This is a genomic window from Tateyamaria omphalii, from assembly GCF_019802125.1.
Classification (GTDB): Bacteria; Pseudomonadota; Alphaproteobacteria; order Rhodobacterales; family Rhodobacteraceae; genus Tateyamaria; species Tateyamaria omphalii_B.
Genome location: NZ_JAHVHT010000003.1, coordinates 631,644 through 649,245 on the forward strand (window position 1 = coordinate 631,644; position 17,602 = coordinate 649,245).

Annotated in this window: 22 protein-coding genes; 10 read left to right on the forward strand and 12 right to left on the reverse strand. The window is 60.8% G+C overall.

Annotated elements, in window-relative coordinates; translation table 11 throughout:
- Nucleotides 1–3 precede the first annotated feature (3 nt).
- Nucleotides 4–1,005, reverse strand: coding sequence for a hypothetical protein (locus KUV51_RS15550; RefSeq protein WP_218463040.1), 1,002 nt, complete (start codon nucleotides 1,003–1,005; stop codon nucleotides 4–6).
- Nucleotides 1,006–1,214: 209 nt separating this feature from the next.
- Between KUV51_RS15550 and thyX the strand changes: the two genes are divergently transcribed.
- The 3 genes from thyX (at nucleotide 1,215) to KUV51_RS15565 (ending at nucleotide 4,013) form a co-directional block, all read left to right on the forward strand.
- Entirely contained in the window at nucleotides 1,215–2,120 is a 906-nt protein-coding gene (thyX, locus tag KUV51_RS15555) for an FAD-dependent thymidylate synthase (RefSeq protein ID WP_218463039.1), read from the forward strand.
- Complete coding sequence (locus tag KUV51_RS15560) at nucleotides 2,117–3,055, forward strand: hypothetical protein (RefSeq protein WP_218463038.1); 939 nt, start codon at nucleotides 2,117–2,119, stop codon at nucleotides 3,053–3,055. Before thyX ends, KUV51_RS15560 begins: the two co-directional genes overlap by 4 nt.
- 700 nt (nucleotides 3,056–3,755) lie before the next feature.
- A complete protein-coding gene (locus tag KUV51_RS15565; RefSeq protein ID WP_218463037.1) occupies nucleotides 3,756–4,013 on the forward strand; it encodes a hypothetical protein in 258 nt (85 codons plus the stop codon).
- Here the strand turns inward: KUV51_RS15565 and KUV51_RS15570 are convergent.
- Nucleotides 4,010–4,249 carry a hypothetical protein gene (locus KUV51_RS15570; RefSeq protein ID WP_218463036.1) on the reverse strand — a complete coding sequence of 80 codons (240 nt, stop codon included), beginning with the start codon at nucleotides 4,247–4,249 and terminating at the stop codon, nucleotides 4,010–4,012. The genes KUV51_RS15565 and KUV51_RS15570 overlap by 4 nt on opposite strands.
- A gap of 169 nt (nucleotides 4,250–4,418) precedes the next feature.
- On the opposite strand from KUV51_RS15570, the gene KUV51_RS15575 reads away from it, so the two are divergent.
- Nucleotides 4,419–4,715, forward strand: a complete 297-nt coding sequence (locus KUV51_RS15575; protein ID WP_218463035.1) for a hypothetical protein — start codon at nucleotides 4,419–4,421, stop codon at nucleotides 4,713–4,715.
- A 66-nt stretch (nucleotides 4,716–4,781) separates the two neighbouring features.
- On the opposite strand, the gene KUV51_RS15580 is transcribed toward KUV51_RS15575, so the two are convergent.
- The gene (locus tag KUV51_RS15580) at nucleotides 4,782–4,988 is read right to left on the reverse strand and encodes a cold-shock protein (protein WP_039682550.1); all 207 of its coding nucleotides are present in this window, start codon (nucleotides 4,986–4,988) and stop codon (nucleotides 4,782–4,784) included.
- Between the two features lie 185 nt (nucleotides 4,989–5,173).
- Between KUV51_RS15580 and KUV51_RS15585 the strand changes: the two genes are divergently transcribed.
- Nucleotides 5,174–5,491 (forward strand): ArsC/Spx/MgsR family protein, encoded by a 318-nt coding sequence (locus KUV51_RS15585; protein ID WP_218463034.1) that lies wholly within the window; start codon nucleotides 5,174–5,176, stop codon nucleotides 5,489–5,491.
- Here the strand turns inward: KUV51_RS15585 and KUV51_RS15590 are convergent.
- The 6 genes from KUV51_RS15590 to KUV51_RS15615 all read right to left on the reverse strand — a co-directional run bounded on the left by KUV51_RS15590 (nucleotide 5,488) and on the right by KUV51_RS15615 (nucleotide 11,464).
- The gene (locus KUV51_RS15590) at nucleotides 5,488–6,051 is read right to left on the reverse strand and encodes a DoxX family membrane protein (RefSeq protein ID WP_218463033.1); all 564 of its coding nucleotides are present in this window, start codon (nucleotides 6,049–6,051) and stop codon (nucleotides 5,488–5,490) included. The two genes, KUV51_RS15585 and KUV51_RS15590, sit on opposite strands and share 4 nt — an antisense overlap.
- A gap of 4 nt (nucleotides 6,052–6,055) precedes the next feature.
- The gene (locus tag KUV51_RS15595; RefSeq protein WP_218463032.1) at nucleotides 6,056–6,814 is read right to left on the reverse strand and encodes a DUF2063 domain-containing protein; all 759 of its coding nucleotides are present in this window, start codon (nucleotides 6,812–6,814) and stop codon (nucleotides 6,056–6,058) included.
- A 4-nt stretch (nucleotides 6,815–6,818) separates the two neighbouring features.
- Nucleotides 6,819–7,679, reverse strand: coding sequence for a DUF692 family multinuclear iron-containing protein (locus KUV51_RS15600; RefSeq protein ID WP_218463031.1), 861 nt, complete (start codon nucleotides 7,677–7,679; stop codon nucleotides 6,819–6,821).
- 75 nt (nucleotides 7,680–7,754) lie between these two features.
- Nucleotides 7,755–8,063, reverse strand: coding sequence for a DUF2282 domain-containing protein (locus KUV51_RS15605; RefSeq protein ID WP_218463030.1), 309 nt, complete (start codon nucleotides 8,061–8,063; stop codon nucleotides 7,755–7,757).
- A gap of 191 nt (nucleotides 8,064–8,254) precedes the next feature.
- A complete protein-coding gene (gene thrS / locus KUV51_RS15610) occupies nucleotides 8,255–10,213 on the reverse strand; it encodes a threonine--tRNA ligase (protein ID WP_218463029.1) in 1,959 nt (652 codons plus the stop codon).
- 87 nt (nucleotides 10,214–10,300) lie between these two features.
- The gene (locus KUV51_RS15615) at nucleotides 10,301–11,464 is read right to left on the reverse strand and encodes an MFS transporter (protein WP_218463028.1); all 1,164 of its coding nucleotides are present in this window, start codon (nucleotides 11,462–11,464) and stop codon (nucleotides 10,301–10,303) included.
- 172 nt (nucleotides 11,465–11,636) lie between these two features.
- Between KUV51_RS15615 and KUV51_RS15620 the strand changes: the two genes are divergently transcribed.
- A complete protein-coding gene (locus tag KUV51_RS15620; RefSeq protein ID WP_076626896.1) occupies nucleotides 11,637–11,849 on the forward strand; it encodes a hypothetical protein in 213 nt (70 codons plus the stop codon).
- On the opposite strand, the gene KUV51_RS15625 is transcribed toward KUV51_RS15620, so the two are convergent.
- From KUV51_RS15625 to KUV51_RS15635, 3 genes are all read right to left on the reverse strand, one after another.
- Nucleotides 11,834–12,298, reverse strand: a complete 465-nt coding sequence (locus tag KUV51_RS15625) for a GNAT family N-acetyltransferase (protein WP_218463027.1) — start codon at nucleotides 12,296–12,298, stop codon at nucleotides 11,834–11,836. The two genes, KUV51_RS15620 and KUV51_RS15625, sit on opposite strands and share 16 nt — an antisense overlap.
- 192 nt (nucleotides 12,299–12,490) lie before the next feature.
- Entirely contained in the window at nucleotides 12,491–12,907 is a 417-nt protein-coding gene (locus KUV51_RS15630; protein ID WP_218463026.1) for an MAPEG family protein, read from the reverse strand.
- Nucleotides 12,908–12,910: 3 nt separating this feature from the next.
- Nucleotides 12,911–13,684: an ArsR/SmtB family transcription factor gene (locus KUV51_RS15635; protein ID WP_218463025.1), complete on the reverse strand. Its 774-nt coding sequence runs from the start codon at nucleotides 13,682–13,684 to the stop codon at nucleotides 12,911–12,913.
- A gap of 122 nt (nucleotides 13,685–13,806) precedes the next feature.
- Between KUV51_RS15635 and KUV51_RS15640 the strand changes: the two genes are divergently transcribed.
- From KUV51_RS15640 to KUV51_RS15655, 4 genes are all read left to right on the forward strand, one after another.
- Nucleotides 13,807–14,559 carry an alpha/beta fold hydrolase gene (locus tag KUV51_RS15640; protein WP_218463024.1) on the forward strand — a complete coding sequence of 251 codons (753 nt, stop codon included), beginning with the start codon at nucleotides 13,807–13,809 and terminating at the stop codon, nucleotides 14,557–14,559.
- Between the two features lie 72 nt (nucleotides 14,560–14,631).
- Nucleotides 14,632–15,978, forward strand: coding sequence for an MFS transporter (locus KUV51_RS15645; protein WP_218463023.1), 1,347 nt, complete (start codon nucleotides 14,632–14,634; stop codon nucleotides 15,976–15,978).
- Nucleotides 15,968–16,849: an alpha/beta hydrolase gene (locus KUV51_RS15650; protein ID WP_218463022.1), complete on the forward strand. Its 882-nt coding sequence runs from the start codon at nucleotides 15,968–15,970 to the stop codon at nucleotides 16,847–16,849. The genes KUV51_RS15645 and KUV51_RS15650 overlap by 11 nt, the downstream gene beginning before the upstream one ends.
- A 17-nt stretch (nucleotides 16,850–16,866) precedes the next feature.
- Nucleotides 16,867–17,481, forward strand: a complete 615-nt coding sequence (locus KUV51_RS15655) for a hypothetical protein (RefSeq protein WP_218464874.1) — start codon at nucleotides 16,867–16,869, stop codon at nucleotides 17,479–17,481.
- The last annotated feature ends 121 nt before the right edge of the window (nucleotides 17,482–17,602 follow it).

The window sequence follows — 17,602 nt, forward strand, 5'->3', positions numbered from 1 at the left end:
GCCTTACGGCTGCAGCGCGTTTACGCAGACGGGGTCGGTGTCTGCGGCGGTGCACAGGTCCAGGACAAAGACACCCATCTCGATCTCGTTGTCGAAGTCTTCAAGAACGTCGGTCGCGTTGATGCCGCCCGCCATGACCTCCCCGTTCGGTCCACCGATTACCCCGGCGAAATCACCAATATCCGTCCGTTCGGTCGAATCGGGGAAAGCCGGGTCGGTCGTATCCACTTCGATGTTTCCGCTGAAGGTGCCCTCACCGGTCAAGGTCCCGTCCACCAGAACGATATCCTGCATGTCGAAGTTCCCGACTTCCGTAACGGCCGTCCGGTTATAGATCTCGCCCTCGACCGACATTTCGTTCAGATCGACGTTCACGAACATCAGGCCATGCACGTAACCTGCCTGGTTCGGCGTGTTCACATTGGGGTCCACGCCAGGGGTCGGGAAAATATCGGTGCGCGGGCCGTCGACATTCAGACCGGCGGCGTAGTTGCCGTAGTAGGTCACGTCGAACCGGCTCTCGGGCGCGGTGGGGGCCACATATGCGCCGGACCTGTCGAAATAGACGCCACCGAAGAACGTGTTGAACTGCGGACCGGTCAGAACCACACCCGCCTGCACGCCGTCACGGCTTGCCACGAATGCAGTCGCATGACGGCCCAGCGGATCGTTCTGACCTGTAAAGGTCTCGTACCCATCGACAAAGCTGGTGGCCACATGCCGGTACTCGTTGACCAGCGGCACACCATCCTGGGTCAGGCCGGTCACCGTCAGTGTGTTCGTGTCGGCATCAAAGCTGATGCTGTCCAGATCACTCGCGATGATCTCCGGCACGGCCAGCGGGTCCGTCGGATCGGTCGGATCGGTCGGGTCTGTTGGTTCGGTCGGCTCCGTCGGGGTCGTTGGCGTTTCCCCTCCGTCCGTATCTTCTGTCGTAAAGGGGTTGCCGTCCCCGCACGCCGCCAAAAGCGCGGCAAGCGCAAACACTGCTGCTGTCCGTTTCATGCCCGAAAAACCTTTGCGGTTTATATAACTGCCTCTTTTGGCTGAAGACTCCGCGCTAACCCCCCAAAAGTCAACGCTTTCGTATGGGGGGCGATTCGCGCCTCCCAAGAACCGTTGCCAAAAAACCGCCCTTATATAGCGGTTCTCATGTCGGCATCCCCAAGATAAGGTGTAGGCCCGACAGATTCTGTGGATAAAGGACGCGCCCCATGCCGCTCAGCCCCGAACAACAGTCCGAAATCGACGCCCTGCGCGCCCAGTCCACCCAAACGCTCCGCGCCACCGTCCCGGGGATGGAGGCGCACCTGTATAAGGCGCACGAGGTCCTCGACCACGGCTTTGTCCGCGTCATCGACTACATGGGCGACGACGCCGCCATCTGCCAGGCCGCGCGGGTCAGCTACGGCAAGGGCACCAAGTCGGTCCAAAATGACGAGGGGCTGATCCGCTACCTCATGCGCCACTGGCACTCGACCCCGTTCGAGATGTGCGAGATCAAGCTGCACGTCAAACTCCCCGTCTTCGTCGCCCGCCAGTGGATCCGCCACCGCACCGCCAACGTGAACGAATACTCGGCGCGCTACTCGATCCTCGACCGCGAATTCTACATCCCCGCGCAGGACGCACTCGCCGCCCAATCGGTCGTCAACAACCAGGGCAGGGGCGAAGCACTCACGGGCGACGAAGCACAGCGCGTCCTCAACTACCTGCGCGACGACGCCATGCGCTGCTACGACCATTATGAAGAGATGATTTCCCAGGACGGCCAGCAGGGCCTCGCCCGTGAACTCGCCCGCATGAACCTGCCTGCCAATGTCTACACCCAATGGTACTGGAAAGTGGACCTGCACAACCTCTTCCACTTCCTCCGCCTGCGCGCGGACGCCCACGCCCAATACGAAATCCGCGTCTATGCCGATGCGATCTGCGACATGGTCAAGGATTGGGTGCCCGCGGCGTACAAAGCGTTCGAGGATTACCGGATGGGCGGGGCGACACTTTCGGCGACTGCACTGGGGTGCATCCAGCGCATGTTGAAAGGTGAAGAGGTCACGCAGGAAAATTCCGGCATGTCCAAGGGGGAATGGCGGGAGTTTATGGAGGTTATTAGGTGAATGATGACAAAGATAAACGGTGTATATTTTGCCGGGGTAAAGCGACAGGTAAATTCTACCGCTCCAAGGAACACGTGTTGGGGCAGTGGCTTCAACGCGGGTTGTTCAGCTATAACCAGAATTTAAAAGGCAGGCGCAATCATCTCGAAAACCAAGCTGTAAGTGATACAGAGTTTGTAGTGAGACTTGGTGAATTCGCAAAAGCGGGTCACGGGTTACACAGAACGGTGGCAGGCGTCGTTTGCAACACTTGTAACAATGGTTGGCTGAGTGATATACAAAATGCTGCGAAAAAACCATTTACAAAGATTCATAACATAGGACCAGTAAGTTTGTCGGTCAGTGACCAGAAGGATCTGGCACGCTGGGTTTCGCTATTCACTATCTACTGCCGAAATGCACTTGATGACTCCGCTTTAAATGTCGGGGACGTTAGCGGGCAATTTGACCGAAGGCAAATAAGGCGATTATTTTCGGTTGACCATGAAGGCTTCTATTCGGATTCAAGAATCCCTGAAAATTGGCGGGTTTTTGCAATTCGCACAAACCCCTGCCGTACAGATTTAGGTGGTCATAATCTTTTACCGCACGGGATGTCGTTCTACGAAGATACGCCGAACAAGCTGCACGACTGGCTCTTTGTCAACCTGTGTTTTGTTGGTACAAGCTCGTATCTTATTACAAATATGTACTCAATATTTCCAAGCGAAGTGAGGGTTCGGTTATATGAACTAGGTATGCGCGAACTAGCCGCATCAAACGCTGTTGAAATAGACTTTTCGGACAAACAGGTTGATGGGGATATTTTTGAACGTGAGGCGATTTCTTGGATTTCAAAAGTTCGCCTGTCAATTGGCGCTCCAGAAGTGAGATTGAACCATGCTTCATATCTGCCTTGGGAGGGGGAGTGCATTTCAGAACGCGCGAAGTCCTAAAACAGAACTTTGTTGCGTGTGAAACGGTCAACTGGCTTTTCGCGCTCTATTCTTTTCCTGGCTCACACCATAACTACAAACCGCGCCGCACGCCTGTCGCTGCGCCAATCCGCGGCCCGGCGCTGCCCCGGCTCCGCGCACGATCGAAACGTCGGACGGCGGGATGAAATCCCGCCCTACCAAGACATGCCAGCGGGCGGGACAGAGAGCGACCCTCGCCCCCGCCCGCACCATCCCCGCCAACCCGTAGGGCGGGGTTCACCCCGCCATCCCCACCTATCAAACCATCCCCGCAAGCCCGGACCATCCGCCCCAAAACGGTAGGGTGGGGTTCCACCCCACCACCCCAACCACAAGAAAAATCACCCGCATTAACCACCGCCCGGACCCCATCCACGCAAGCACCCCAAAAACACGCAGTTTCACCGCCAAAATGTGCAGTTTCCCCAAAACACGCTCATTTCCCCCGAAATCCGCCCCCTCAAAACACGCAGTTTCCGCCCGAAAATGTGCAGTTTGCCCCCATATCCCGCCGCACAGACACTTCCGCCGCCCCCATCCCCTATGGGTAAACACAAGGCGCGCAGTGTTTAGACACCGTTCACACTCCGGCCCGGTTTTAACCAAAATGAAGGAAATACTTATCCACAGCGCGTCATAAAACTGTTACGTTGGGCACATGATCAGAGCAGCCGTATGTATGACCCTTCTGGCCGCGCCCGTGGCGGCCAATCCCATCGCGGACATCCTCTGCGCGCCCACGAAACAGATGCAGCAAAAGCTGGAACAGCAGTTCCATTCCGCCCGCACGGCCTCCGGCATACGTGCGCCCGATCAGATGATGGAAGTGTGGACGGATGCGCGTGGCGACTGGGCCATGGTGGTGCGCTATGCCAGCGGCACCTCATGCATCGTCTCGATGGGAGAGCATTGGGAAGAAACGGAAAATCCGACCTAGCGGATCGCGCGGTCCCGCAATTGGGCGACCAGCGCGCCGTTCTGATCTTCCCACGTTTTCCAGGCACGATACCCTTCGATCTGCGCCTGCGGCCCGGTCAGATCGCCCGCAAAATGCGCCTTGACCGCGTGGTAGTGCCCCATGCACCGCGCCCATTCGGTGGGCGACGGAAACGTCGTCTCGGCCGAGACTTCACAGGCATAATACAGCGCCAACAGTCGCATCAGTTCGGTCATCTTGGGCACCGATCCTTTGGAAAACTGTTTCCAGCCTAGTCACAATTCCCCAAAATTTGAGTAAATCATGCGTGCGCCGTGCAAATCTCCCAAAAATTCTGGACTTGTGATCACATCACGGGCATCGTGCCCATAGATTTCGTGGTGTGTTGAGAGAACGAGGGAAGATATGCCATTCAAAAAAATATTGGCCACAGCAACAGTTTTTGCAGTCCTGGGCGCCGGCGCCGCACTCGCCCAAAGCCACGGCGGCCCCAAGATCTATGCCTACCACAGCCAGCACAACTACTGCCCCGCCGGGCTTCAACCGGTGACAATGGATGGCGTGATTTGCTGCGGTCGTCCGAACCAGGGCATCAGCTACCAGCAAGCGCTGGCGCACCCGGTCAAGAAACGTGTGAAGCATGTGCGCCACGTACGCCAAAGCAGCTGCCCCGTCGGGACCAAAGGCTGCACCTACGACTGATCTGATCGCACCTGGATCAAGCGGCGCAGGATGGCATATCGTGCGCCGCCTGTTCGCGTCTTGGCGCTAGAGCAGTTTCAACTCGCCTGCCATCTGGCGCCCATCGCGCCCTTCGAGCAGTTCGAAACTCACTTTTTGATTGTCGGCCAGCCCGGTCAGTCCAGACCGTTCCACCGCTGAAATGTGAACAAAAACGTCCTTGCCGCCCTCGTCTGGGGCGATAAAACCGTAGCCTTTCGTGGTGTTGAACCACTTCACGGTGCCAGTTGGCATGTTCCCGTGCCTCCTTTACCTTGCAGTCTCCCCCGCGTCGGTCGTTCGGGCAGGGGCCTTGGACAACCCAGTCAAAACGACTGCGCCGCTCATTCAGAGATTGCCCTCAGTGCGGGAAAATCAAGGTTGGGCCTCGCATTCCGCGCGAGATGCCGCTTAATTCTACGCAAAAGTGAGGTCGAGATATGGAAATATACGGATTGAAAACTTGTGACACCTGCCGCAAGGCCATCAAGGCCTTGCCAGATGCGCATTTTGTGGACGTGCGGGCCGACGGTGTGCCCACCGATGTGATGGATGCAGCCCTCGCCACTTTCGGCGAAAAACTCGTCAATACGCGCTCCACCACATGGCGCGGGCTGTCGGAGGAGGAGCGCAAGGGCGCGCCGAAGGACTTGCTCGCGGCGCATCCCACGCTGATGAAACGGCCATTGATCGCGACCAACGGCAGCCTGCACCTTGGTTGGACCAAGGACGTGCAAGCCGCCCTCGGCGTGGACTAGGCGGCGGCTGGCGCGGCCTTCGGGGCAAGGGCGCGATCGAATGAGATCGGCCCGGCCCCTTTGATCACCAGAAGCAGCAGCAAGAACACCCACAGGGACCGCTGGTCCATGATCAGGCTGTTTGATGGCGCGTCGAACCACGCCCCCAGCACCAGCCCGTCGCCCCACTTGTCGTGGCCGTTCAGGTCGGTCAGCGATTGCACTACGATAAATCCGATCATGCCCAGCGACGCGAGCCGCGTCAGCAGGCCAATGATAATCAGCAGGGGCAGCACGAACTCTGCCACCGTGCCCGCGGTCACGACCGCCCAGTGATAAACGCCCAGCTGTGTCACGTCGTAGCCGACGTTTTCCATCACCTTGGGAAAGATCTGCGCATAGGCCCCCAGCGATGGTTGGAAGATGCCAAATATGCCGTCGCCCAGCTTCGTCAGGCCAGATACCCAGAAATATACGGCCAGCACGGCGGCGAACAGGAAACGGGCAAGGGTCGGCAACAGCCAGTCCGCGCGTTCAAGCGGGCCAAAGATTGCGGCGTGCAGGCGGGTCAGGGCAGTCATGGGGTCAGTCCTTTGGAGTGGTGATGTCGGTCAAGGCGTTGTGCTGGATCAGAAGGGTCAGCAGGGGTCCAAGGTCGAAATTCGCGTCGATGGCAGTCGCGGCATCCACGGCGTTTTCCAGCGTTGCACCATCGATTATGGCCTGTATCCACGCGGCCTGTGCCGGCGTCAGCGCGTGCGGTTCGGGGTCAAACTTAGCGCGCGTGACGAGAACCGGTTGAGCGATACTGCGTGGTTTTTGCGCGCCCGCCCGGGTGTTGTAGCACCAGATATCATGGATGGGCCAACGGGAGTGCACCAGTTGAACGGCCGGAGACAGGTGCAAGCGGGTCTGCATCAGCACCTCCGGTGGTAGAGCGCCAAGCCGGGCTGCATCCAGCGGCGTACTGTCCGCCGCGTGATACGCATGGCGCAAGGCCAGTTCGAGGCGGGCGATGTCAGGCAGGTAGCCGATACGCGCCAGCGGTTCGAACCCATCCAGAAACGCGGGCAAAGCCGCGCCATAGTGCATCATCAGCGGCGACGTCGGCGGGTGCGCACGCGCAAAGACCCGAGCCAGTTGATCGAAGTTCTGATCGCCAAGCAGCTTGCACAGAACCGGAAAGCCGGTGCGCAATGCGTCGATCAGTGCGACGGTGACGTTGTTGCGATAGACAGCGAAGCGGCGCTTTGTCGGCTGACCTGCCGGATCGGTCAGCCCGTCCGGCACTGCGCGCTCCGGATCAAGGAGTGCGGCGCGAAAGTCGGCTTGCGTGGTGGTCATCACGTCACCCGGCAGGGACGGCGGCCAGTGCGCTGGCGGCACGGTCGGCCTCGGCCCGCAGGGTGGGCCAGTCGGGCACGTCGTTGTCCCATTCGACCAGCACAGGCGCAGGTCCCGTACCGGCAAGCGCGTGGTCCAGCAGCGCCCAGACCGGCTCTGCTGCCTCGCGCCCGTGGCTATCGATGAGCAGCGGCGCGCCGTGGTCGTCTTCGTCCTCATCATGGCCGCCGACATGGATTTCTCCAACGGCGGTAAGGGGATAGGCGTCGAGATAGGACTGCGGTGTGTAATCCAGATTGGTTGCTGAAATGAACACGTTGTTCACGTCGAGCAGCAGGCCACAACCGGTGCGACGCACCAGCTCGGCCAGGAAATCGGTTTCGGACCAGGTGCTTTCGGCAAAGGCCAGATAGCTTGAGGGGTTTTCCAAGAGCATCCGGCGGCCAAGCACGTCCTGAACCTCATCGATATGGTCCGCAACGCGGATCAGAGTCGCATCGGTGTAGGGCAGGGGCAGCAGGTCATCCAGAAACTCGGCCCCATGGGTCGACCACGCCAGATGTTCGGAAAAGCTGGCCGGTTCCAGCCAGCCCACCAGCGCCTTCAAACGGGCCAGATGATCCGGATCCAGGCGCCCTTCGCCACCGATCGACAGGCCGACGCCGTGGACCGAAATGGCAAAATCCTCGCGCAGCGCGCGCAGTTGGGCATGTGGACGGCCACCATCGCCCATGTAGTTTTCCGCGTGTATTTCCAGCCACTTGACTGGGCCGGGCGCCGCGCGCAGATCGGCAAAATGCTGTGCCTTGTATCCCACGCCGGGGGCTGCGGGCAGGCGGGGCGGTGTCAATGTCGCATCCAGCATGTCGGAACCTTGGGGGCAGGGGATCAGGCAGGGGTGCCAGGCCCTGTGGGGCCCGGCGCAGGCGTGTGACGCGCCTTATGCGGAGGGCAGATCGCGGTTCAGCTCTTCCAGCGAGCCGGTGCGCGGTGTGCCGTCTGCCATGGCGGGCAGGTCGATCTCGGCGCAGGTGCCGGCGTCAACCAGCGTCCAGGCATTGCCCTGGTAGTCCACTGTCGAGGTGCCAGCGCAAGTGGTGCCGGGGCCGGCAGCGCAATCGTTCTCGCCAGCCAGCGAGATGCCATAGCATTTCTCTTTGCCTGCCGCTTCGGCGGTCGTGGCGGAATGGGCGGTCATGGCGGCGGCAACAGCGCCAACAATTGCAACGGATTTCATTGTCTTCGACATCTTCAAACTTCCCTTTCGGATATCGGTTACTCTGTGTTCGTGAGCCGAACATAAGACGGCTTGCCGACAAGTTACCACTCACGAGGCGGTGTGTCACAGACCCGTTATCAGATGTCATAAGATGGGCCGAAATCCCCTTGGATTCCGGCCCTTTGTTGCATTCACCAATGCGCTTTGTTGCAGAATTCGCCTCAGCGCTGGTCTGGCGGTGTCGCGTCTGCACCCAGTTGAGCGGCCACATCGGCCAAGGCCTGCACGCTGGTCTGCTTTTCACCCAGACGGCGCACCGACACGGTCTTTTCCTCGACCTCGCGCGCACCCACAGCGAGGATCACAGGCACCTTGCCGACCGAGTGTTCGCGCACCTTGTAGTTGATCTTTTCATTGCGAATGTCGGCCTCAGCCCGCACGCCAGCGGCGCGCAGTGTCTCGACGACCTCCGCCACGTAGTCATCAGCCTCGGAGGTGATCGAGGCCACGACAACCTGTCGCGGGGCGAGCCAGAAGGGCAGCTTGCCCGCATGTTCTTCGATCAGGATCCCGATGAACCGTTCGAACGACCCGAGGCACGCGCGGTGCAGCATGTAGGGGCGCTGTTTCGACCCATCCGGCGCAATGTAAGTGGCTCCCAGCCGCTCGGGCAGGTTTGGATCGACCTGGAAGGTGCCGCATTGCCAGACACGGCCCAGCGCGTCGGTCAGGTAGAAGTCCAGCTTCGGGCCATAAAAAGCACCATCGCCCGGCTCCAGCGTGAAATCACGCCCGGTGGCCTTGATCGCGGCTTCAAGTGCGCCTTCCACATGGTCCCAGGATTCCTCGCTCCCCACCCGCTTTTCGGGGCGGGTGGCGAACTTGATCTCGAACTGCTCGAACCCAAGGTCGGTGTAGACCTCGGCCAGGAAGTTGATGAACTTCGCGCATTCCGACTCGATCTGATCTTCGGTGCAGAAGATGTGCGCGTCGTCCTGGGTAAACCCGCGCACGCGCATGATGCCATGCAACGCGCCTGACGGCTCGTAGCGCGAGCATGATCCGAACTCGGCCAGCCGCAGCGGCAGATCGCGATACGACTTGAGGCCCTGGTTGAACACCTGCACGTGGCAGGGGCAGTTCATCGGCTTCAGCGCGTTGATCGCCTTTTCCTTGGCATGTTCCTCCTCGACCTCGACGATGAACATATGCTCCTGGTATTTGTCCCAGTGGCCCGAGGCTTCCCACAGTTTGCGGTCCACGACCTGCGGAGTGTTGATTTCCTTGTACCCGCCCGCGCGCTGCTTGCGGCGCATGTAGTCCTGCAGGCCGGTGTAGATGGTCCAGCCATTCGGATGCCAGAAGATCTGGCCCGGCGCCTCTTCCTGCATGTGGAACAGGTCCATCTCGCGCCCCAGCTTGCGGTGGTCGCGCTTGGCGGCTTCCTCCAGCATGTTCAGATGCGCGCGCAGCTTTTCCTTGCCGGTAAAGGCCACGCCGTAGATGCGTTGCAGCATCGCGCGGCTGCTATCACCGCGCCAATACGCGCCCGCGATCGACATCAGCTTGAACGCATCGCCAGGCACCTGCCCGGTGTGCTGCAAATGCGGACCGCGGCACAGGTCCTGCCAGTCGCCGTGCCAGTACATGCGCAGCGGCTCATCGCCCGGAATGCTCTCGATCAGCTCGACCTTGTAGGGCTCGCCCCGGTCCTCGTAATACTTGATCGCCACATCGCGGTCCCACACCTCGGTGGTGACGGGATCACGCTTGTTGATGATCTCTTTCATCTTCTTTTCGATCAGGCCGAGGTCTTCAGGGGTAAACGGCTCCTCCCGGTCGAAGTCATAGTACCAGCCATTCTCGATCACCGGGCCGATGGTGACCTTGGTGTCGGGCCAGATCTCCTGTACGGCGCGGGCCATGATGTGTGCCAGGTCGTGGCGGACCAGTTCATTGGCCTGCGCTTCGTCCTGCATGGTGTGGATGGCAATCTGTGCATCGCCGTTGATGGGCCACTGCAAATCCCAGTGCTGGCCGTCGACGGTCGCACTGATCGCTTTCTTGGACAGGCTTTTGGAAATGCTTTCGGCCACGGCGGCAGGGGTCACGCCTGCGTCGTACGCGCGCGCATTGCCGTCGGGAAAGGTAAGGGAAATCTGGTGCTGATCTTTGGCCATATCGGCATCCTCGTCAGTTTGGCGCCCACGGAACGCCCGGTTGCTAGGGTATGTGTCTGGGCGATGTGACAGGCGCGAGGGCCTGCGTCAAGCGGTCTGTGCGGTAGGACCGATCTTTGCGGACAGGGTGAGATGCAAAAGAGCCATCACTGCCACGGCCCCTGCGACCATGCCGACGCTGGAAATGCCGTGTCCAAGAATAGCCAGGCCACCAATCGCTGATCCTGTTGCAATGCCGACGTAAATTGCGGCGGCGTTCAACGCCAGAACAACCGGTGCCTGTGGGCCGGCCAGCCCTATCAGGCGCAACTGCTGACCCGCCATGAACGACCAGCCGGACATTGACCATGCAAAGGTCAGCGCCAAAAGGAACGGAGCGGGTAACGGCAAAAGGGAAAAGGTTGGCATGATACAGGCCTGCAATATGCACAACAAAGTGAGCGTGCGGTGCCATCCGATCCTGTCAGCCAGAATGCCACCCATGATGTTCCCTATGACCGCGCCTCCACCGAACACCACGAGAACCAAGGTGATCCCGTCCCGCCCGTAGCCCATCGTTTCGCTCAGCAAAGGCGCGATGTAGGTGTAGAGTACGTTGACGGCCGCCAGAAAGGTTGCGGTGAACAGCACGGCGAGCATCATGCGTCCGTTCCGCAGCGTGCCCATCAAGTCACGCAATGATACAGGCTGAAATGCAAGTCCGCTTGGAACGAGAACCCAGATCAAGGCGATGCAGGGAAACGCCAGTCCGACGACAAGCCAGAAGGCCCATTGCCAGCCAAAGGTATAGCCGATCCACCCGCCGGCAGGCACACCGATCACCTGCGCCAGTGAAAGACCGAAAAACACAGCCGCCAACACTCGGGCGCGCTGCTCGGCGGGGTAAAGGCCTGCAGCAACCGCGGCAGCAACAGGCGTGAACAAACCAGCTCCGGCCGCTGCAAGAAGGCGCGCGGCACTCAGCACTGTCATATTGGGCGACACAGCTGACAAAAAAGCTGCCGCAAGAAACATTGACAAGCCGAGAGCCATAACGCGTCGCCGACCCATTGCCCCCGTCAAAGACACCAATACAGGCGACAGCACCGCATAGGACAGGGCATAGACCGTCATCAACGTTCCGGCAGAAGCAGCCGATATGCCGAAATCAGCACCCAAAGGCTCCAACACGCCGACAATGACAAAGACGCCCATGCCGATCAGGAAATTACACGCGGACAGGACTGCAATAAGTATGGATGGAGGCGTCATCCTCGCCGTTATGGTGCATATTGCGGCGGCTTCAATGCGACACACAAATGTATGTAGGCAAAACGACAAAAAACAGACGAAAACCGACCTTTTGCACTGGACGGGCGCGCGCGAATCCTTAAGTAAGAGGGTGTTCACTATCGGAAACTTCTGATCGCGAGAGGAACGCGCAGTGCCCAAGTACAACAAGACGTTTGAACTGTCCGTTGAAGACCTGGACCTGATCGAGGATGCGCTGCGCGCGTCCAAGAACGCCGCCATCAATGACGACCTCGCCTCGAAAGCGGCAAATGACAATGTCCGCCAGATCCACGATCTGTTGGGGCGGCTGCACAATCAAAAGACGTTCTACCGCCCCGCCAAGGGTCCTTACGTAGGCGGCTGATCCAATCGAACGCTGAAACGCGGTCCCGTGCCGCTGCGGCGCAGGAACCCCTCGCGCTCGTAAAAGCGCTTGGCCTTGTGATTGTCGGGATGCGTGCCCACGGTCATGAAGCTGCACTCTTGTGAATGGGCCATCTCCCGGCAGGCCCGCACCAAGGCGGCCCCCACATTGTTGCCCCGCGCGTCACGACAGACAAACAAGTGGTGCAGGTTCATTCCCCGCGCTCCGAAGTGGAGTTGCGCCTCCCGCATCAGAGCAGCGTAGCCAACCAATCGTGACCCGCCGTCGGCGACCAGAACGGTCATCCACGGATCTTTGCCCAAAGCATCTCGCGCCAGCCTGTCCGGGTCAATATCCGGCACATCATCATGGCAGGCCGCCAAACCGCTGATCATGGTCACGACCTCGGGAACGTCCGTCTCGCGCATCTTTCGTATCGTTATCGGCATCTCTGCCTCCTCTCTCAAACGCGCCGCGTTCGGGAAGGCAGGGAAAGGCCGCTCGAACGCGGCCTTGGTGTTATGCAGTCACACCAAAAGCACGCAGGGAATGCGTGCCATAGTAATAGGGGTGTGTAATGCGGTTGCTCATGGGCACACAGAAACCGGCAAATCCGCGCCCGTCAAGGGCGCGGACCGGCGTCAGGCCGCAAAAAGCGCCCAGCCCATCAAAAGGCAACAGATCCAGCCGCCGGTAAAGATCAGCGGACGCCCCGGAAAGCGCGCCGTGCCGGTGATGTAACCCACCGCATGTGCGATCCGCAGCAGCAGAAAGGCAATGCTGGCCCACAAGGTCAACGCCGTGAACCCGTCCACGCGATCGACCAGCAACACCAGCACGGCAAACGGCACCGATTGCTCCAGCAGGTTCAGATGCGCACGGTATGCCCGCCGCACCCAAGGCCGGTGGACGTTCGGGTCAGGGGGCAGGATGAACCCATCGGGCGCATCGGCGGGGATTGACCCTTCTGGCGCGGTGTTCACGCCGACGATGTACGGGATCCAGAGGGAGGCCGCCATCAGCGCGAGAATACCGAGAACAACAAGTTCGGTCGCCATGACTTACGCCTCCGCCCGGTCCATGGGGCCGATATGGGCGTCCTCGCCCGTCTCAAGCCAGGTTTTCAGGCCCGCCGCCCAGCGCACCCAGCCATCGGCCACCCCTTCACCCGGCACGGCCGGTTCGCCCAATTCGTAATGTTCGACGGTCAGACGGACAAAATCACCCTCGGGACGCATCAAATACACCACGCGGCTGGCTGGGATCTCGGTCGTGGGGTCCCAATGCGGCTCGAACGTCCATTCCTGGCGGCTTTTGGGATCGGATGACAGCAGCCGGTTGGTCAGCATGGGCGAGCCGTCGGGAAAATGCATGGTGATCGCTTCGCCATTGCGCGTCGCCTTGCTGCAGATGAAGTGATAATGCGGGATCGCATCTTCATCCAGCAGCACGTCCCACAAACGGTCCTGCGTGGTCTTGATATATGTCTCCATCACGAAATCGGGTTTTGACATCTCGGGGTCTCCTTCGTCTTCAAGCTGATATTTTAGGTCGAGTACCGCTCGGGCCGCAGGTTTGACCCGGTAGGGGTCGATCCAACGGTCAATCGCTTCCTGCAAGGGCAGGGCGTTGAGGTAGTGGTGCTTGAAGCGCCCCACCTTTTTCGTGGTGATCAGCCCGGCCTCTTCCAGCACGCCCAGATGCTTCATGACCCCAAACCGGGTCATGTCCAGCAAGCCCTGCAAATCCTGCAGGGACTGACCGTCGCGGTCGCGCAGGGCATCAAGCAGCGTGCGGCGGGCGGGGTCGGACAAGGCTTTGAACAGATCATCCATGGAATACTTATATGTGAGTAAATAGTCACGTGACAAGGTGGTAACATATAGAAATTGCAACGACCGGGATGGACAGTCACCAGATGCTTGCGGATGATCCGCCAAAACGCAGGAGGGTGGACATGAGCGGACCGGACTATCTCGACACGCCGCAGGGGCGGCGGCTGGCCTATCACCGGGCCGATGGGTCGGGACCATGCGTGGTGTTTCTGGGTGGTCTGAAATCCGACATGGAGGGGACCAAGGCGATCCACCTCGAAGCATGGTGCCGCGCGCAAGGCCGTGCCTTTCTGCGGTTCGACTATTCAGGCCACGGAGAAAGCTCAGGCACGTTCGAAGAGGGCAGCATCGGCGACTGGGCCGAGGACACGGCGCACGCTCTGAACACGCTGACAACCGGCAAGCTGATCGTCGTCGGCAGTTCCATGGGGGGCTGGCAATCGCTGCTTTATGCTCGCGCGCATCCCGATCGGGTTGCGGGGCTTGTCACCATCGCTGCCGCCCCCGACTTCACCGAGGACGGCTATTGGGCCAGCTTCACCGACGCGCAAAAGGGCGAGCTTGAGACCAACGGCCAGATCGCCTTGCCCTCGGACTATATGGAGCCCTACATCATCACCAGTCGGTTGATCGAAGATGGGCGCAACAATCTGGTCCTGCGTGATCCACTTTCCCTGCCATTCCCCGTCCGCTCCCTGCAAGGCACTGCCGACACGGCGGTCAGCACTGAAACGGCCGTCCGCCTTTTGAACCACGCCGACAGCCCCGACATGCGCCTGATGCTGGTCAAGGATGCCGACCACCGCTTTTCCGACGACACCTGCCTGCGCCTGATCGAACAGGCGGTGGAGGAGGTTAGCCTACTCTCCGCGTGACGTCGCGTTTTGTTGGCGCTGAGGCCGATTTTGGACAAGGTGGCGCAAAACCGGACCTGGGGAGGGGACGATATGGCGCTGTCGCGCGGACAAAAGGCGGGCTGGGGCCTGGCCGACATGGGCATCGTGGTCTTTGTGGTGGTCAAGCAGTTGCTGGTGCTGGCCTTTCTGACGTCGGTGCTGGGCGTGCCGGTTGGAATTGCTGGCATGATCACGACAGGCATTCTGGCCTTTGACATCATCACCGACCCGCTCGTGGGCTATTTGTCGGACAACACCCAAAGCCGCTGGGGCCGCCGGGCGCCCTGGATGATCGTGGGCGCCGTGGTGATGACGGCAGGGACGGTGGCCATGTTCATGTCGCCCGCAACAGGCATGTCCGGCGCGCTCTGGGTCGCGGGCTTCTTTGTCGTGGCGACCATCGGCTTCACCATGGTCGTTATCCCCTATGGCGCGACGGCAGGGGAGATGACGCAGGATCCCCGCGAACGCTCTGCCATGACCGGCTGGCGCATGGCCTTTGCCTCCATCGGTATCCTGATCGGCGGCGCCGTGATCCCCGGCCTTGCACAGGGCCAGGGCTATGACGGTGCGATGCTGATCGCGGCCCCGTTGATGGTGTTGCCCATTTGGGCGTCGGTCTGGTTCACGCGCAAGGCCCCCCGGATCGAACACAGCAGCCAGGTCGGCCTCTTGGCCTCCCTGCGGCTTGTCCTTTCAAACCCGGCATTCGCCACGCTGGTTGTGCTATACGGCGTCATGACCCTCGCCGTCTCGACCATCACCGCCGGTCTGCCCTTTGCCGCGCTCTACCTGGTGCAGGACCCCGGGGGCACGTTGCTCAGCGGCGCCGCGCAAGCGTTGTCGATGCTGTCGCTGCTCTTTGCCGCCTTTGTCGTGGGCGCGATCCTCAGCCAGGTGATCTGGGTGCTCGCCTCCGGACGGCTCGGCAAGCTTCAGGCCCTGATCCTCGGGCTCGTGCTCTACATCGCCCTGCTCAGCACGCTCTACACCCTGCTGCCCAGCACAAACACCACGCTCATGGCCGGCATGTTCGTTCTGGCCGGCATGACCAACGGCGCCTACCAACAGATCCCCTGGGCCATGTTCCCCGACCTCATGGACGTCACCCGGCGCGAGACCGGTGCCGCGATCGAAGGGGCGTTCTCCGCCGTCTGGATCTTCGGCCAGAAGGTCGCCAACGCCATAGCGCCCCTGCTTCTCGGCCTCGTATTGGCCACCTATGGCTGGCAGGAAACGACCCAAGGGGTGACCGACCAGACCGACGCCGCCATCGGCGCCCTGCGCCTGTCGATCACGCTGCTCCCAGCACTGATCCTCGCCCTCTCGATCCTCGGCCTCCTGCTGATCTACCGCCCCCGCGCCCGCGCACTTCTCGGAGCCGACCATGCCCTTTGACCCCACCCGCATCGGCCCCGACATCGACGCCTATTTCGCCGAAACCGAAGCGCAGTTCACCGACATCAAGCCGGGCACGGAAAAGCGGGTGATCTGGGCCACCGCACCGGGCACCCGCACCGATTGGGTCGTGGTCTACATCCACGGCTTCTCCGCCTCGTCCGAGGAAATCCGCCCCGTCCCGGACCGCATCGCGAACGAGCTGGGCGCAAACCTCGTCTACACCCGGCTCGCCGGACACGGGCGCGCGCCCGACGCCATGGCCGAAGCCACGCCCGATGCCTGGACCGACGACGTCACCGAAGCGCTGACAGCCGCACGGGCGGTGGGCGACAGGATCATCGTCATCAGCACCTCGACCGGCGGCACGATCGTCACGGCGCTCTCGCAAGACACTGACGTGATGGAGGGGGTCGCAGGCTTCATCTTCGTCGCCCCCAACTACGGCATCAACAACCCGCTGGCCCCGCTGCTGAAATGGCCGCTGGCCCGGCATTGGCTGCCCTGGATCGGCGGCAGGCGGCGCACCTTCGTTGCGCGCAGCGACCGGCACGCGACCTACTGGACGCTCGACTACCCCAGCGTCGCGGTCATGCCGATGGTGCCGCTGATCGATCGGGTACACGCGCTGGACCACGGCAAACAGACGATCCCCGCGCTCTTCTGGTATGCTGAACAGGACAACATCGTGCTGTCGGACCGCACCAGAACCATCGCCGCCGCCTGGGGCGCGCCGAAGCAAACCGTACACCCGGCCCTGACAGACAAGGACGACATCGAAAGCCACGTGGTCGTGGGGGACATCCTGTCGCCGGGACAAACGGATGCGGCAGTCACAGGTATGCTCGACTGGATCAGGGGGCTCGACTGATGCGCCGCCCCGGCAGCATGTGGAGCCTCGAAAACCTCGGGCGCGTCCGGTTGTCGAAACACTTCTACATGCGCGATTTTCTCTATTCCGAGATCGGCAACTACCACCAGATCCAGAACCTGCCGCGCGACCCGGACCTTGCCATCGCAAACGGTCGGGAGCTTTGCACCCAACTCCTCGACCCGCTCGAGGAAACATTTGGACGGCTTGCCATCCGCTCGGGCTACCGCTCGCCCGAACTCAATCAATACGGCAACGACAACAAGCTGAACTGCGCGCGCAACGACAACCCCATCGAATGCCACATCTGGGACTGGGCGGACGGGGACAAGGCCATTGCTGGCACGTCGCTCGCGATCCCGTGGTTCACGGATCAATACGAACAGGGCCGCGACTGGCAGGACCTCGCATGGTGGATCCACGACCACTTGCCGTATTCGGGCATGTGGTTCTTTCCCAAACTCTGTGCGTTCAATCTCGATTGGCGGCCCATCCCGCATCGCATGATCGGCAGCTACATCGCGCCGAAGGGGCTGCTTCTGCGAAGGGGCGAAAACCCAACCGAGCCCTTGGAGCAACGCCAGCGGCGCTACGCAGACTTCCCGCGGTTCCGAGGAATCGCATACCCCTGATGCGGTGCTCGCGGTGCGCGAGCTGTCAACCAATATACTTGCGCACAATATCTGGTTTGTGAGTTGACGCAGCCCAGCAAAATAAGGGATTTTATGGCCCAAATAGATCCTGGGGGAACGG